This is a genomic window from Streptomyces sp. ADI95-17, assembly GCF_003846175.1.
Taxonomy (GTDB): Bacteria; Actinomycetota; Actinomycetes; order Streptomycetales; family Streptomycetaceae; genus Streptomyces; species Streptomyces sanglieri.
This window is the reverse complement of the sequence record NZ_ML123057.1, coordinates 20361-33783: the sequence shown is the minus strand read 5'-3', so window position 1 is coordinate 33783 and position 13423 is coordinate 20361. Positions and strand designations below refer to the sequence as shown.

Sequence of the window (13423 nt, the reverse complement as noted above, 5' to 3'; positions counted from 1 at the left end):
TGATTCACGAGGTTCGGGGCTGGCGGTCGTTCGACCATGCCGTTCGGAAACGTTCTGCGGCCCGCCGCAGTGGCCAGCCGTCTTCCACGACGCACCGGGCCAGACGTAGCCAGCCCGTCGGGGTCAGCGGGGCATTACTCGCCGACAGCGTCGGCAGCGCCCACCGGGCCTGGCTGGAACCGCTTCGCGCGAAGTTCTTCTCCAGCGGCATGACCATCAGCGATCTCCACGGCCGGACGGGATGGGCGAAGTCCAAGATCTCCGAGTTGCTGCGGGGCACGGGTCTGTATACCCGGTGGGAGCCTGGTGCAGGAACTGCGCATCCCCACCTGGCCGATGCGCAGGCTGTGGGCGTCCGCGGCGCTGGAGGCACAACAGAAGAAGCAGGACTGGATCGACCGGTGTATCGAACGGCCTACGGCGGTCTCCACCAGCCCGGACGTGCCGCCCATTGATCACCGGGCGTTCAAGGAGCTCCAGGAAGGGTTCTACAAGTCCTGCGCCGATGTGTTCCTGTGCAACTCCGGCCTGGCGAAGAGGGTGGTCAACCACGCCTTCGACGTGCTGGAGCTGCGCTACCTCATCCAGTTCTGGCCGGCGAACGCGTAGGCGGAGGCTCGTCGGCGGGGTGGTGGTGTTGATCTTGGGCATGGCCTTGCGCTGGATCGCTTCGAGCATGACCATGATCCGACCACATGCATAGCCGGGATCGTGAGGTCATCCCTCATCCGGAGCCTCCTTGATGTCGTCCGGATACTTCGCGGCCAGTCGCCGGGCAACGGCATGGGCTGTTTGGCCCTTCACGCCTTGCCTGTTGATCACGGTCGTGTCAGGAGATCCGTGTGTACAGGAACGGGGCGACGTGCGCGCCTACCCGCGGCGGTCGTGGCGTTGGGCGGACGAGTAATTCCCCTCGAGCAATGCGCTGCCGAGTGGAGTGAGTGTGTGAAGGACGCCGCTGCCGTGGCGGGTGGTGGCGATGAGGCCAGCTTGGCGAAGCACGGTGGCCTGCTCGCTCGCGGTGGGCAGGGATGCGGAGATTCGCACGGCCAGCTGCCCAGTGGTGCAGGATCCCTCGCTGATGGCCTCCAGAGTGTGTGCGCGCGTGCGTCCAAGGAGTGCCGATAAGGCCTTCACCGACCCGGTTTCCCGTGTGGTCAGCAAGGTGGCGGCGTCGGAGATGCTCCGTATGACTGGGATAAACAACACGACGGGTGCCTGGTCGTCGGCCGGGCTGGTGTACGTGATGGGCCTGGTTTGACAGAAGGCGGAGGGAACCAGCAGCAGGCCTCGGCCGGCCAGTTCGACCGTACCGGTGAGTGCGCCCCGGCCGATCTCTAGCGTCGGGGACTGCCAGCGGAATCCGGGCGGCAGTCCGGCGAGCATCGCCTCGACTCCGTGCTCCGCGAGTGTGCGGGCATGACTGACCTGCTCAGCCCTTAACCTCGACAGGATGCGCGGCCAGTAGGGGGCCACGGCAGCGCGGTGAGAATCCTGGAGATAGGCCAGCAGTTCTTTGCGGTCGGCGCGGTCGTGCGCGATGTCTCCCCACGCGGTGCCCGCCCAGGGACCCGTGCAGCGCGAGTAGTGGGCACGGGCCTGGACCGCTCCGACGAGCTCGGCGTCAAGGTAGTCGGGCCGAGCCGCCCGCAAGGCTTCAAGACCTTCCTCGATCGAGGCCGATGCTCCCGTCACTGTGAACAAGTCCAGGAACGCCTCGCGGAAGAGCGCGGAAGCCGGGTGCCTGCAAGCGTCGGACTCGTCGTGAACGCTCTGGCGCCACCCACCGAACAGGGCTCGACACCCGGGCTGCTGCAAAGTCATCAGGGAAAAGAAAGTCTCGCCGAGAGGCCCCCATGTTGACGCGACGCGTGTCCGGACGAGGTCCTCAGACGTGAAATTGATGCGCAGCACGAGACGTCCTCCATTGCGAGGCTGGCTGAAGGTGTCATCCTCTCCGCGCTCTGGCACTACGCCAAGGTGCCTTTGCGTCAGGCACTTCGGCCAGCGCCGAAAGGGCTTGGGGTTCCCCGGTCCTGCAGCCAGGATTTGTACCGAAGCAACACGCAGCATGGACGTTCAGAGGCTGCTCCTCGACGTAGCCGCCAAGAGGTCGTAACCCAGCAATGCTGCTGGCTTCAGTTCGCTGAATCGGCCCGGGTGATTCCCGGGCCGTCTACAGAGAGGAAGGCACATGCCTGGCTCGTTCGGCCGTATCGCCACCGCCGTCGCTATCGCGGCGGTGGCCGCCTTCGCGGCACCCACCGCTGCTCACGCGTCCACTCCTGATGTCCCCAAGGTGGCCGCTGCCAAGTGGTACTACCTCGACACGTACCCGAACCGCGCCTTCTGCGACAGTGCGGCCGAGCAAGTGAAGCAGCAGAACCCCGGCGTCTACCCTCAGTGCCGCGGCCCCTTCAGCGGCGGTGTATTCCAGCTCTGGTACTACATCTGACAGTTCGCGCTGCGCTCTGCCGGTGAGGCTGGCAGCCCAGCGGGTGGCCCGCGGCGCACTCCTCCCGGGCAGGCAGGAGTGCGGCGAACTGGTCCCAGAGGGGTTCGAGTAGGCAAGATGGCAGCGCGGGCACGGCCGTCCTTCGTGATCACTGAGCGTAGAGAACTCCATGATCACGTGGCCCCGTGCCCGTACCGCTGCCCACCCCACCTCTCGGACGCCTATTGCCGGTCGGTCTAACAACCCGCACGGATAGGGGCGGTTGGGCGTTTTGGCCAGGTCATGGTGAGGCGGGGCGGCTGCTACGGACTGTGACTGTTACTACAGGTCCGGTGATGCCTCCAGATCGGTGGTGTCGGTAGAAGTACCTATTGCGCTACGGCATTTCGCCGCGGAGTGTCGGGCCAGAGCGGTCGTGTCAGTGAGGGCATTTACCATGCCGGTGCGGCTTCGAAGAGGCCAACTCAGCAGCTCGCCATCTGACAGATGCACTTCGACAGAACTCGACACCAATTACACGAGGGTAGTGTCCTGGCCATGATTGCCAACGTGCGTAGCTACAAGAAGAATCAGGTCTCCCGAGCCGAGGTCAGCACGGCAATCAGCCTGTCCCACAACGACTACATGATCAAGCGTGTAACTGCGGCGCTCGACCAGATCGACGACTACACCGCCGATATCGGGTTTGTCGATGGCGACCTGCACATACCCGGCGACCTCGACCTGACGCAGGAGCACGTTTGGCTCTTGGTTGTGCTCGGCGATCTGGTTGTCGACGGCAAGTATGGCGATGACGACCATCCTGAGTCGTTTTCGCTGGTGACCGGCAACATGCGGGCACGCGACATCGTGACCGCGGGCTGGCTCGAGGTCCACGGCGACCTGAGCACCGATCGGCTCATCGGTGATTACAACGACTGTGGCGCCCACATCGGCGGCGACGTTCACGCCCAGCTCTTCTATGGCGAAGAACATCACTTCACCATCGGTGGCGCGCTCATCGCCGACGCGGTGATCGGCGAGCCGCGCCTTGAGATCGCGACCCGACCGGCCGTGATCGACATCGATGACCCCCGCATGCTGGAGCATTTCGACCGCGATCTACTGCGCGTGTTCGACGACCATGACGAGAACGACAACGCGATCACGTACGTGGACGGTTTCGATGACTTCCACGAGCTGAAGCGGCGAGTCAACGCAGGTCTACCGCTGCGCACCACGGCAACACGCGACAACTGAGCCTCCACCGCCGAACCGGATGGGGCCGGGCTTGTTCGCCACCAGGTCCCGGTCGCGTCCACCATTGTCCAACATGCCACCGCGTCTTCCGGTGACCACTCCTGCCGTGCTGCGAAGTTGTCGTGCTGGCCCCCCGCTGACCACGTCCCGCACGGTGCGCCCCCGGGGACTGCCGCGTGGACGACACCCCAGGGGCGTGCCAACGTCGGCGGTTCAAGGGCGGTGGTGGGGTCGGGTGTGCCAGCGGTGGGTGGTCCATGCCCGGCGGATCAGACTGCGGACGGTGATGATGGTGTCGATGAGGTCGAAGAACGCGTCGGCGAGCACGGCGCGGCGCTCAAAGCAGCGGGCCAGGCGATGGAAGGCGTTCTGCCAGGCATGTGTCCGCTCCACATGCCACCGCCGACTCGCCTGGACAGGGGCTTTTTCGCCCTTGTGAGCGATGCGGCCGTGCAGGCCGCGCCCGGCCAGAGGGTGCGGGTGTTGTCGCTGTCGTAGCCGGCGTCGAGGTGGACGGCGATCTGCTCAGGCAGAGGCCCAAGTCCGTTTAGGAGGTCCAGGGTCGGGGCCAGGAGTGGTGAGTCGTGGCGGTTGGCCCCGGCCAGGACACGACCCAGGAGGATGCCGTAGCCGTCCACCATGCCGGAGCGTTTCAGGCCCTGCTTGCCCCGGTCAACCGGCGAGCGCCCCGCGACCTCACCACCGCCCGGGGCCTTGGTGATGCAGCCGTCGACGGCGACCTGGTCCAGGGCCAGCCCCACGATCCGGTCGTACGCCTGAAGCGCGAGCTGCCTCAGCCGGGCAAAGACACCCAGCCGGATCCACTCATCGCGGCGGGTGCGGATCATGGTGGCCGAACACGTGGGGTCGGCAATCGCCTGGTAGGAACAGCCGAACCGCAGAAGCTGCAGCAACTTGTCGAAGACGACCCGGTCACTGATACGCCGCCGGTGACAGCCCAGCGGATGAGCCGGATCGTAGACCGGCCGCTCGGGCAGCAACGCCGCGAACTGCTCCCACAACGGCTCGGTCAGCCAGGACGGCAGGACAGGCACAAACACCCCCAGCAATCACGGAACGTCACCACCCCATGATCACCAAGGCCGCGCCCCACCTGCCTGCCGGGTATCCCCAACGCACCTATCCGCGCGGCTTCTTAAGAGATGATTATGAAGGAGGTCTCGTGAGCGACGACGAGAAGTCCCGCCTCGGGGAGTTCAGCGCCCAGCTGGAGAGCGACGACATCGACGTCGTCTGCGGGGCTCTGGACGATTACCAGTCGGGCACAGGCGACCACCAGGTGGGGCGTGGACAACCCTTACTGGCCGCTGACCAACGAGGTGCGCTTCGCCGCCCGAGAGCTCCTCGCCCAACCTTCGTCCGGCCGCAGCCACGCGAGCGCTCTGACCGTGATGTGGCATCTCGCCGAGGAGGAGGACGCAGGCTTGATCGCCGACGCCCTCGAAAGCGCCACGGACGCTGGTGTGCGGGAGGATGCGCTTCTCGCGGCCAGCACCGCCCTCGCGGCGGGCGAGGAGCCGAACCGGCGACTGCTCGCGCTGATCACCACCATGGTGCTGGACGAGGGCCTTGATGTGCGGGATCGCAAGAACGCCATGCAAGCCCTGGACGATCTCGATCTTCCGGAGGTCGCGGACTTCATCGTCCGTGTCTGTGAGTCGTCCGAACTGGAACTCCAGGTGCACGCGGCGGGTTATCTAGCGACGCCCCTGCGGCTCCGCGTCCACCGTGACCGCGTCAGGCGGCTTGCGGAGTCCTGGCCGGAGGACGCGGGTTGGTGGGCCGATCAGATTCGCGAAGCGGTCGAGGGCTTCCACAGCACCTACTGGAAAGACACCGAGCTGGACGATCCGGTACTCCGGAAGGCCCATGACGAGCTGAGGTTCCCGCTCAGCGACGAGGGATGCCTGCAAGCATTCGCCACCCTGCTGCGCAGCGAGGACCCGGTCGCCGTGGGCATCGCGCTCGACCATTACGAGTCCTCGGAGGGGCTGCGTTACGTCCTAGTAGAGGACGAGGAACGTGCCGAGGCATACCTGCCCGAGGTGCTGGCCCGCGCTCGTGAGGTGCTCCGGCGGCCGATGTCTCCCGCCGAGGTGAGCGCCCTGAACATGATCGGGAAGCGGCATGCCGAGCCCGGTGACGCCGACCTCCTGTTGGACGTTCTCACGCGCACGGACTCGGACGCGGTGCGCGAGGAGGCCATCTGGATGGCCTACGGCGTGCTCGACGAGGCCGAGGTGAAGGACGAGAGGCTCGTCGCCGCCCTGGGCGACCTGATCTTCAACCCGTCCGTCGGCACGAAGGAGACAGCGATCCGCATCCTGGCCGACAGCCTCGGCGCGGATGCCGACGGCATTCTCCTGCGGGCGCTTTGCGAGGGTGAGCCGAAGGTACAGGCCCACGCGTCCTATTTCCTGGTCAGGACGGGAGGCCTGGATCGGCACCGCACCATCCTGGAGGAGGTTGCCGAAAGCTGGGGCGACCGGCCTCCCCAGCGCCCCTGGGGCCAGAACCCCATTGAGCTGATTTTCGGCAAGCCGCACAGCGTCCACTGGGAAGGGCACCGGCTGACGGACCCGGACCTGTATCGCGCCCATAGAAAGCTGAGGGCTCCCACGGCGGACGATTCGTATCCCCGGGCGCTTCGCACGCTGCTGGAAAGCGACGACCAGGCGGCCGTGGGCATCGCCCTGGACCACTGGTGGAGTCCCGACGGCGCCGTGAAGCGGGGCGGCGAGGAAGCACGTGAACCGGAGAGGACCCTCGTCCTGGACCGCATCCGGGAGGCGCTGCGGCGGCCCCCCTCCCCGGCCGAGCTCAGCCGCATGTACGGGCCCGAGGCCAAACACCTCACCGCGCTGTCGGCGCTGGGCGTCGTGGCAGCGCAAGAGCCGTTCCTGCTGGCCGAGGTCGTGGAGGCCGCCGCGAGCGATCACGTTCGCGAGCGGGCTCTCGATGTGGTGGAAGCGGTGTTCAAGGGCGCAGAGGAGGCTGACCTACGGCTCGTCGAGGCGCTTGGGAATGTAGCCTGCGACGAGAACGTGCCGTTGAATGACCGCGTCAGGGCACTGGAACTGCTGGACGAGTCTCCAGGGACCAACTCCGTGGACGCGCTCGTCCGGGCGACGCACTGTACCGAGGTGGAAGTTCAAGCCGCTGCGGCATGGGGGCTGATGTGGGACGAGGTCATCGAGGACCATCGCGCCATGCTTGAGGAACTGAGCACGAGCTGGCCCGTGGAGGACGCCCCGTGGGAGGTCACGCGAGTGCGGGAGACGCTCAACGCCGCTAAGGAGTGAGGCAGGCCTACGTAGCCACCGTCACGGTCCCCGCGATGTTCCAGCGCGGCAGCTGACAGCCACAGGGGGCGCGAAGCCGACGTTTCATAGGTGCTTTCCGATAACCTCATCCGCCCTGGTCGGAGCTGGTGTGCGGGGTGTACGGGATGTCGAGCGCGGTCGGTCGAGTCTGCGCCGTCGCGCGGCTGTCGATCAACGCGGCATGATGACCAGCCGTGCTGCTGCGCCTGCTACCGATGAGCGATCGGGACAAGGACGTGGAGATCCTCGCCCTGCGCCACCAGCTGTCGGTGCTGGAGCGCCAACTCGGCAAGGAGAAGGTGCGGTTCAGCCCGGGCGACCGGGCGTTCCCGGCGGCGCTGGTGCACCGGCTGCCGCGGGACGTGCTGCGCAGGCTGCGGCTGCTGGTCCGGCCGGACACGGTGCTACGTTGGCACCGCGACCCGGTCGCCCGCCGCCACGCCGCCGAGTCCAGGCCGAAGCGCCCGGGTCGACCCCGCACCGTGCGTTCCATCCGTGCCCTGGTGCTGCGCCTGGCACGGGAAGATCCCACGTGGGGCTACCGGCGCCTCCACGGCGAGCTGCTGGTGCCGGGCGTGAGGGTGGCCCCCTCCACGGTCTGGGAGATCCTGCGGGAGGCCGGGATCGATCCGTCACCCCAACGGAGCTCAGGTACGTGGGCGGACTTCCTGCGCTCGCAGGCCAGCGCCCTGCTGGCGTGCGCTTTCTTCGAGACGGTCACCTTGTCCGGGGCACGGATGTACGTGCTCGCAGTGATCGAGCACGGCAGTCGGCGGATCCGGATTCCGGGCGGCCACGGCACACCCGACCACCGCCTGGGTGGCGCAGGCCGCGAAGAATCTCGTCATGGACCTGGAGGACGCACGCTGCCGGGCGCGGTTCTTGATCCGGGACCGGGGCGGGAAGTTCCCCGCCTTGTTCGACGCGATCCTCGCCGATGCGGGCATCGAGGTTGGGCTCAGCGGCGTCCGGATGCCGAGAATGAACTCGATTACGGAAAGGTGGCTGCAGACCTGCCGGCGCGAGCTGCTGGACCGCACGTTGATCTGGAACCAGCGTCATCTGCTCCACGCCTTGCGCGCGTTCGAACAGTTCTACAACTCCCATCGGCCGCATCAGGGCATCGCGAATGCCCGCCCGCTGTATCCATTGCCCACGCCGATCACTGATCCGGACGAGATCGCCCGCCTCGACATACGCCGCCGCGATCGCCTCGGCGGCATTCTCCACGAGTACCGACATGCCGCATGACCTCAACGGATGACATTTTCGGCAGGGCAGAGCCCCTGGGACACCCGATCGGAAACCGGTGAATTGGTGAAACTCGAGGTGTCACCGCCAGTCGTACGGGCCGTCCACGGTGGCAGGCTCCATCATCGAGTCAACCGGGAGGGACGGAGAACTGATGGCGCAGGACCTGCAGGAAGCCGCGCCGGCCGAGCTAGTAGCCAACAAGCGCATCAACGCCGGTGTGAGACTGATGGGCTGGCTGACGACCACGGACCACAAGGTCATCGGCAATCTCTACATAGTCACCGCGTTCGGGTTCTTCCTGCTGGCCGGAGTGCTGGCCATGCTCATGCGCGCGGAGCTGGCCCGGCCGGGACTGCAGATCGTCAGCGCGGAACAGTACAACCAGCTGTTCACTGTCCACGGCACCATCATGATGCTGTTGTTCGCCACGCCGATGTTCGGCGGCTTCGCGAACGCCATCATGCCGCTTCAGATCGGCGCACCCGACGTCGCCTTCCCGCGCCTCAACGCGCTCACCTACTGGCTCTTCCTCTTCGGCGGAATCATCGTGGTGTCCGGATTCGCGGTGCCCGGCGGCGCTGCCCACTTCGGCTGGTTCGCCTACGCACCGCTGAACAGTGCCGTCTTCTCGCCCGGCGCCGGCGGAGACCTCTGGACTATGGGCCTCGTGCTGTCGGGGATCAGTACGACCCTGGCATCGGTCAATTTCATCACTACGATCGTCTGTCTGCGTGCGCCGGGTATGACCATGTTCCGGATGCCGATCTTCACCTGGAACGTACTGTTCACCTCGATCCTCGCGCTGCTCGCGTTTCCGGTGCTCGCCGCCACCCTGCTCGCCCTGGAAGCCGACCGGAAGTTCGGGGCCCATGTTTACGACGCCGCGAACGGCGGGGCGCTGCTGTGGCAGCACCTGTTCTGGTTCTTCGGCCATCCCGAGGTCTACATTGTCGCGCTACCCTTCTTCGGAGTGGTGAGCGAGATCATTCCCGTGTTCAGCCGGAAGCCGATGTTCGGGTATTTCGGAATGGTGATGGCCACGATCAGCATCACCATGCTCTCGGCGGTTGTCTGGGCCCACCACATGTTCGCGACAGGAGCCGTTCTCCTGCCCTTCTTCTCCGCCATGTCGTTCATCATCGCCGTTCCCACCGGTGTCAAGTTCTTCAACTGGATCGGCACCATGTGGCTCGGCAGTATCTCGTTCGAGACACCCATGCTCTGGGCGATCGGCTTCCTCGTGACTTTTCTCCTCGGCGGCCTCAGTGGTGTGCTGATCGCCTCACCCCCGCTGGACTTCCATCTCACCGATTCGTACTTCATCGTCGCCCACCTCCATTACGTGCTCTTCGGAACAGTAGTCTTCGCGATGTTCGGAGGCTTCTACTTCTGGTGGCCCAAGTTGACCGGACGGATGCTGGATGAACGCATCGGTCGTATCCATTTCTGGACCTTGTTTATCGGCTTTCAGCTGACCTTCCTGGTCCAGCACTGGTTGGGTGAGGCCGGAATGCCCCGGCGTTACGCCGACTATCTCGCGGCGGACGGCTTCACCTTGCTCAATACGATCTCGTCCGTCGGCTCCTTTCTGCTGGGCCTGTCGACGCTGCCGTTCCTGTACAACGTGTGGCGCACCAGCCGTTACGCGCCGAAGGTCGAGGTGGACAACCCGTGGGGGTTCGGCCGTTCCCTGGAGTGGGCGACCTCCTGTCCGCCCCCGAGGCACAATTTCCGGGCTTTGCCCCGCGTGCGTTCCGACTCGCCGGCCTTCGACCTGCACCACCCCCTCACGCCGGAGAAGCAGAAGCCGGGCCTCGACCGAGGCGGGGCCCACTCCGCATCGGGCGCTGAAGAGGAGTCGGGCGAATGAAGACCGAGGCCATTGTCTTCGCCGGGGTCGCAGGGTTCTTCCTCGTGACCGATGTTCTCTACGCCGTGTGGTCCCGTGATCCGACAGGCACGGCGGCTCTCACCGTCTCGTTCCTCATGGCGTCGCTGGTCACGTTCTTCTTCGCCACCAACTACCGGAGGAAAGGACTGCGCCCCGAAGACCGCGGGAACGGGCACATCCATGAGCGGTCCGGTCCGGTGGACTTCTTTCCTCCGCACAGCATCTGGCCGTCACTGACAGCCGCAGGAACGGCCGTGCTTGCCCTCGGTGTGGTGTTCGGTCTGTGGCTCTTCGTGATTGGGCTGGGCTTGGTCCTAGCGGGGGTGTTCGGAATGGTCTTCCAGTACGTGGGTGTCCAGGACTGAGGGTGGTTCTCAGTCCTCGCGTTCGCGGACCGGCTCCGACGGTGTCGTCCGCTCCGAGATCCGGGACCGCTGCTCCTCCGTGACGGGCAGTTCCACGAGGTCCCCGTAGTACCAGCCGCTCAGTACGGTCCGAAGCCGTCGCCGACGCGAGATCGGGCCCTGCGCGGGGAGCTCCAGGGGCGTCGGGACATCACGCATCAGGATGCGGTAGCGGGCCGTCGGGCTCAGGCCACGGCGGCTCTCCGAGAGATCGCCGTTCACCGACTGTGTCACCTGGCCGGTCTCCTCGCCCTCGGTCAGTCGGCGGCGATCCCGCATCTGAAGGGCGAGGCAGAGGCGTTTGGCCAGCGCGAAGGCCAGGAGCGGGGCGGCGATCAGCGCGGTTCTGAGGATCCAGGTCATGGCCTCGATCGAAACCCTGAACGAGAAGACGACGACGTCGTCGCCGCCGGCGACCAGGAGAACGGCGTAGAAGACGATGGCCGCCACGCCGAGCCCCGTACGGGTCGGCCGGTTGCGCGGCCGGTCGCACAGATGGTGTTCCCTGCGGTCGCTCGTCACCCATTTCTCGAAAAAGGGATAGAGGAACAGCACTGTGAAGACCACGCCTGGCAGCACGATCGCCGGAATGAACACATTCCACATGATGGTGTGGCCCGCAATGTCGGTCTCCCATGGCGGCATCAGCCGGAGCGCGCCCTCCAGGAACCCGACATACCAGTCCGGCTGCGCGTTACCCGAGACCTGGTTGGCGCGGTAGGGGCCGTAGTTCCATACGGGGTTGATCTGGGCGAGCGCGCCCAGCAAGGTCAGTACGCCGAACACCATGAGGAAAAAACCTGTGGTCTTCGCGGTGAAGTGAGGAAACGCCGGTGAGCCGACGGCATTTTTGTTGGTCTTCCCCTGACCCGCCCAGTGGGTGTGTTTGAGATAGATCACCAGGATGAGATGAGCGGTGATCAGCGCCACGATCAGGCCGGGCACGAGCAGGACATGCACGGGGTACAGACGGGGAATCACGGCATCGCCCGGGAACTGTCCGCCGAAAACAAACAGCTCCAGGTACGTTCCGACGACAGGGATCGACCCCACAATGGTGGCCGCCGTCCTCAGGCCCGTACCCGACAGCAGGTCGTCGGGCAGCGAGTAGCCCGCGAATCCTTCGAGAAGCGCGAGTACGAACAGTGTCACGCCCACGATCCAGTTGGCCTCCCGCGGCTTACGGAAGGCGCCGGTGAAGAAGATCCGCATCATATGGACGGCGATCGCGGCGACGAACACCAGGGCCGCCCAGTGGTGGATCTGACGCATCAGCAGGCCCCCGCGCACGGCGAAGCTGATGTCGAGCGTGGTGGTGTAGGCCTGCGTCATCCTCACCCCCTGAAGGGGCACATAGGAACCGGTGTAGACACTCTCCATCATGCTCGGGTCGAAGAACAGAGTGAGGTACACGCCGGTGAGGAGCAGGACCACAAAGGAGTAGAGGGCGATCTCACCGAGGAGAAAGGACCAGTGGTCGGGAAAGGCCTTGCGCAGCAACTGCCGGGCCAGCTCGCTGACGGGCAGGCGCCCATCCACCGCGCCGTAACCACTGACCGCCGTCTTCCCGGCCCGGGCCTTCAGCTGCGCCTTACGCCTCCGCAGGGGCATGCACCACTCTCCCGTCGATCTTCCTTCCACCCTCCGCCCCTTATTGTTACGGTTCGCCCTTTATGAGTAGCGCATTACTCGAAGGGACTACGCAGAATCGCGGTATCGGCACCTGATCGGCCGACCTGGCCCTGACGTGCCGGGGGGCGGGTACGTCGGCCCCACCCCGCGAGCGCATCGATCTCCTCCAGCGCTGCCCTTATCAAGGGATTAGGTAGGAAAAGCTAAGGGTGGGTATAGAAAGTAGATCTTGACCGCGCGATGATCTCGGCAAGTGCCGCCGATGTCGCCGACCCGTCAGCTGCCGGGTCTTCCACTGCCAAAAGCCCCACCGTTGTCATCCTTGGGTACGTCCATTGTCGAAGAGGGGCGGTTGATCTCATATGGGCTGAGACCTTCCCCGAAATCATCTGCAGCCCTCAAGTTTTCGCTACTTCGGGAGGAACGTTCGGGCCGTGGTCCCTGCTGTCGTGCCCGAGACCGACGGCGCGCGTCCCACCAGACGAGGCCAAGCAGAACAGCGACTACGACCACTGCTATACCGAGGGGGAAAATCCAGCGCACAGCCGAAGCGGCCAGTGTGATGTCACTGATGGGCGCCTGGCTCACAAGGTGGATCATCTGGCCCACGTCCTTTCTGAGGGGATTCCGTCGCTCACAAAGCGAGGCAGAAGCTTCCGTTCATTGGGGAGAGCCCGCAATGGCCGGAGCCGTGGGAAACTCCGATCCCGCTGCCCTTCGCGGGATCAATCTCGCGGGGCCCGCCTGAACTGGACGTCTGGCAAGGTTCAAGCTCTCTGATAAGTCTACGGCGGGGAGTGTACGGGGGACAGCCCTTAGGTGTACTCGGCCGATACTCGCGTCAGTAGTTGATAAGAGGCAATACCGTTATTGATCCGAAGCGCTTTGTGTTCATGCTCGTTGACGATGTGTGAGTGATCTGGTGAGGGATGCGCGGACGTGGTCGCCGGGCGCGCAGGAGGCCGTGCGGTTGCTGGCGGTGTCCGCGCTGGCGGAGGGCTGGGACCGGGCGGAGGTCGCTTCCTTGTTCAAGGTGTCGGCCAGGGCCGTGGACAACTGGTGGGCGAAGTGGCAGGCCGGCGGACGCGACGCACTGCTGTCCCGTCCGCGAGGCCGCCGCACAGGCGAACACCAGGTCCTGTCCGAGACCGAGCAGGCCGCCGTCCGGCAGGCCGTCCTTGATCACATCCCCTGTGGCCTGAGG

Annotated in this window: 9 protein-coding genes and 4 pseudogenes; 8 read left to right on the top strand and 5 right to left on the bottom strand. The window is 65.5% G+C overall.

Features of this window, described 5'->3' with window-relative positions; translation table 11 throughout:
- Positions 1-37: 37 nt before the first annotated feature.
- A pseudogene (locus EES42_RS43235) lies at positions 38-148 on the bottom strand (IS481 family transposase); the annotation flags it as partial.
- Positions 149-306: 158 nt separating this feature from the next.
- Here EES42_RS43235 and EES42_RS43230 point away from each other — a divergent pair.
- Positions 307-609, top strand: a complete 303-nt coding sequence (locus EES42_RS43230) for a hypothetical protein (RefSeq protein WP_124723677.1) — start codon at positions 307-309, stop codon at positions 607-609.
- A gap of 261 nt (positions 610-870) precedes the next feature.
- Here the strand turns inward: EES42_RS43230 and EES42_RS43225 are convergent, their stop codons facing one another.
- The gene (locus EES42_RS43225) at positions 871-1914 is read right to left on the bottom strand and encodes an ArsR/SmtB family transcription factor (RefSeq protein ID WP_124723676.1); all 1044 of its coding nucleotides are present in this window, start codon (positions 1912-1914) and stop codon (positions 871-873) included.
- A gap of 280 nt (positions 1915-2194) precedes the next feature.
- On the opposite strand from EES42_RS43225, the gene EES42_RS43220 reads away from it, so the two are divergent.
- Positions 2195-2455: a hypothetical protein gene (locus EES42_RS43220; RefSeq protein ID WP_124723675.1), complete on the top strand. Its 261-nt coding sequence runs from the start codon at positions 2195-2197 to the stop codon at positions 2453-2455.
- Between the two features lie 31 nt (positions 2456-2486).
- Here EES42_RS43220 and EES42_RS43215 read toward each other — a convergent pair.
- Positions 2487-2588: pseudogene (locus EES42_RS43215) on the bottom strand (IS5/IS1182 family transposase); the annotation flags it as partial.
- 404 nt (positions 2589-2992) lie between these two features.
- On the opposite strand from EES42_RS43215, the gene EES42_RS43210 reads away from it, so the two are divergent.
- Positions 2993-3694: a hypothetical protein gene (locus EES42_RS43210; RefSeq protein WP_124723674.1), complete on the top strand. Its 702-nt coding sequence runs from the start codon at positions 2993-2995 to the stop codon at positions 3692-3694.
- A 213-nt stretch (positions 3695-3907) separates the two neighbouring features.
- Here the strand turns inward: EES42_RS43210 and EES42_RS43205 are convergent.
- Positions 3908-4749: pseudogene (locus tag EES42_RS43205) on the bottom strand (IS5 family transposase).
- 252 nt (positions 4750-5001) lie between these two features.
- Between EES42_RS43205 and EES42_RS43200 the strand changes: the two are divergent.
- The 4 genes and pseudogenes from EES42_RS43200 (at position 5002) to EES42_RS43185 (ending at position 10548) form a co-directional block, all read left to right on the top strand.
- Positions 5002-7017: a hypothetical protein gene (locus tag EES42_RS43200; RefSeq protein ID WP_124723673.1), complete on the top strand. Its 2016-nt coding sequence runs from the start codon at positions 5002-5004 to the stop codon at positions 7015-7017.
- A gap of 236 nt (positions 7018-7253) precedes the next feature.
- Positions 7254-8289 (top strand): annotated as a pseudogene (locus EES42_RS43195) (integrase core domain-containing protein).
- Positions 8290-8518: 229 nt separating this feature from the next.
- A complete protein-coding gene (gene ctaD / locus EES42_RS43190; protein WP_241196992.1) occupies positions 8519-10162 on the top strand; it encodes an aa3-type cytochrome oxidase subunit I in 1644 nt (547 codons plus the stop codon).
- A complete protein-coding gene (locus tag EES42_RS43185) occupies positions 10159-10548 on the top strand; it encodes a cytochrome c oxidase subunit 4 (RefSeq protein ID WP_124723671.1) in 390 nt (129 codons plus the stop codon). Before ctaD ends, EES42_RS43185 begins: the two co-directional genes overlap by 4 nt.
- 9 nt (positions 10549-10557) lie before the next feature.
- On the opposite strand, the gene EES42_RS43180 is transcribed toward EES42_RS43185, so the two are convergent.
- Positions 10558-12198: a cytochrome bc1 complex cytochrome b subunit gene (locus EES42_RS43180; protein ID WP_124723670.1), complete on the bottom strand. Its 1641-nt coding sequence runs from the start codon at positions 12196-12198 to the stop codon at positions 10558-10560.
- A 991-nt stretch (positions 12199-13189) separates the two neighbouring features.
- On the opposite strand from EES42_RS43180, the gene EES42_RS43175 reads away from it, so the two are divergent.
- A partial coding sequence (locus tag EES42_RS43175; RefSeq protein WP_241196991.1) for a helix-turn-helix domain-containing protein occupies positions 13190-13423 on the top strand: 234 nt, incomplete at its 3' end.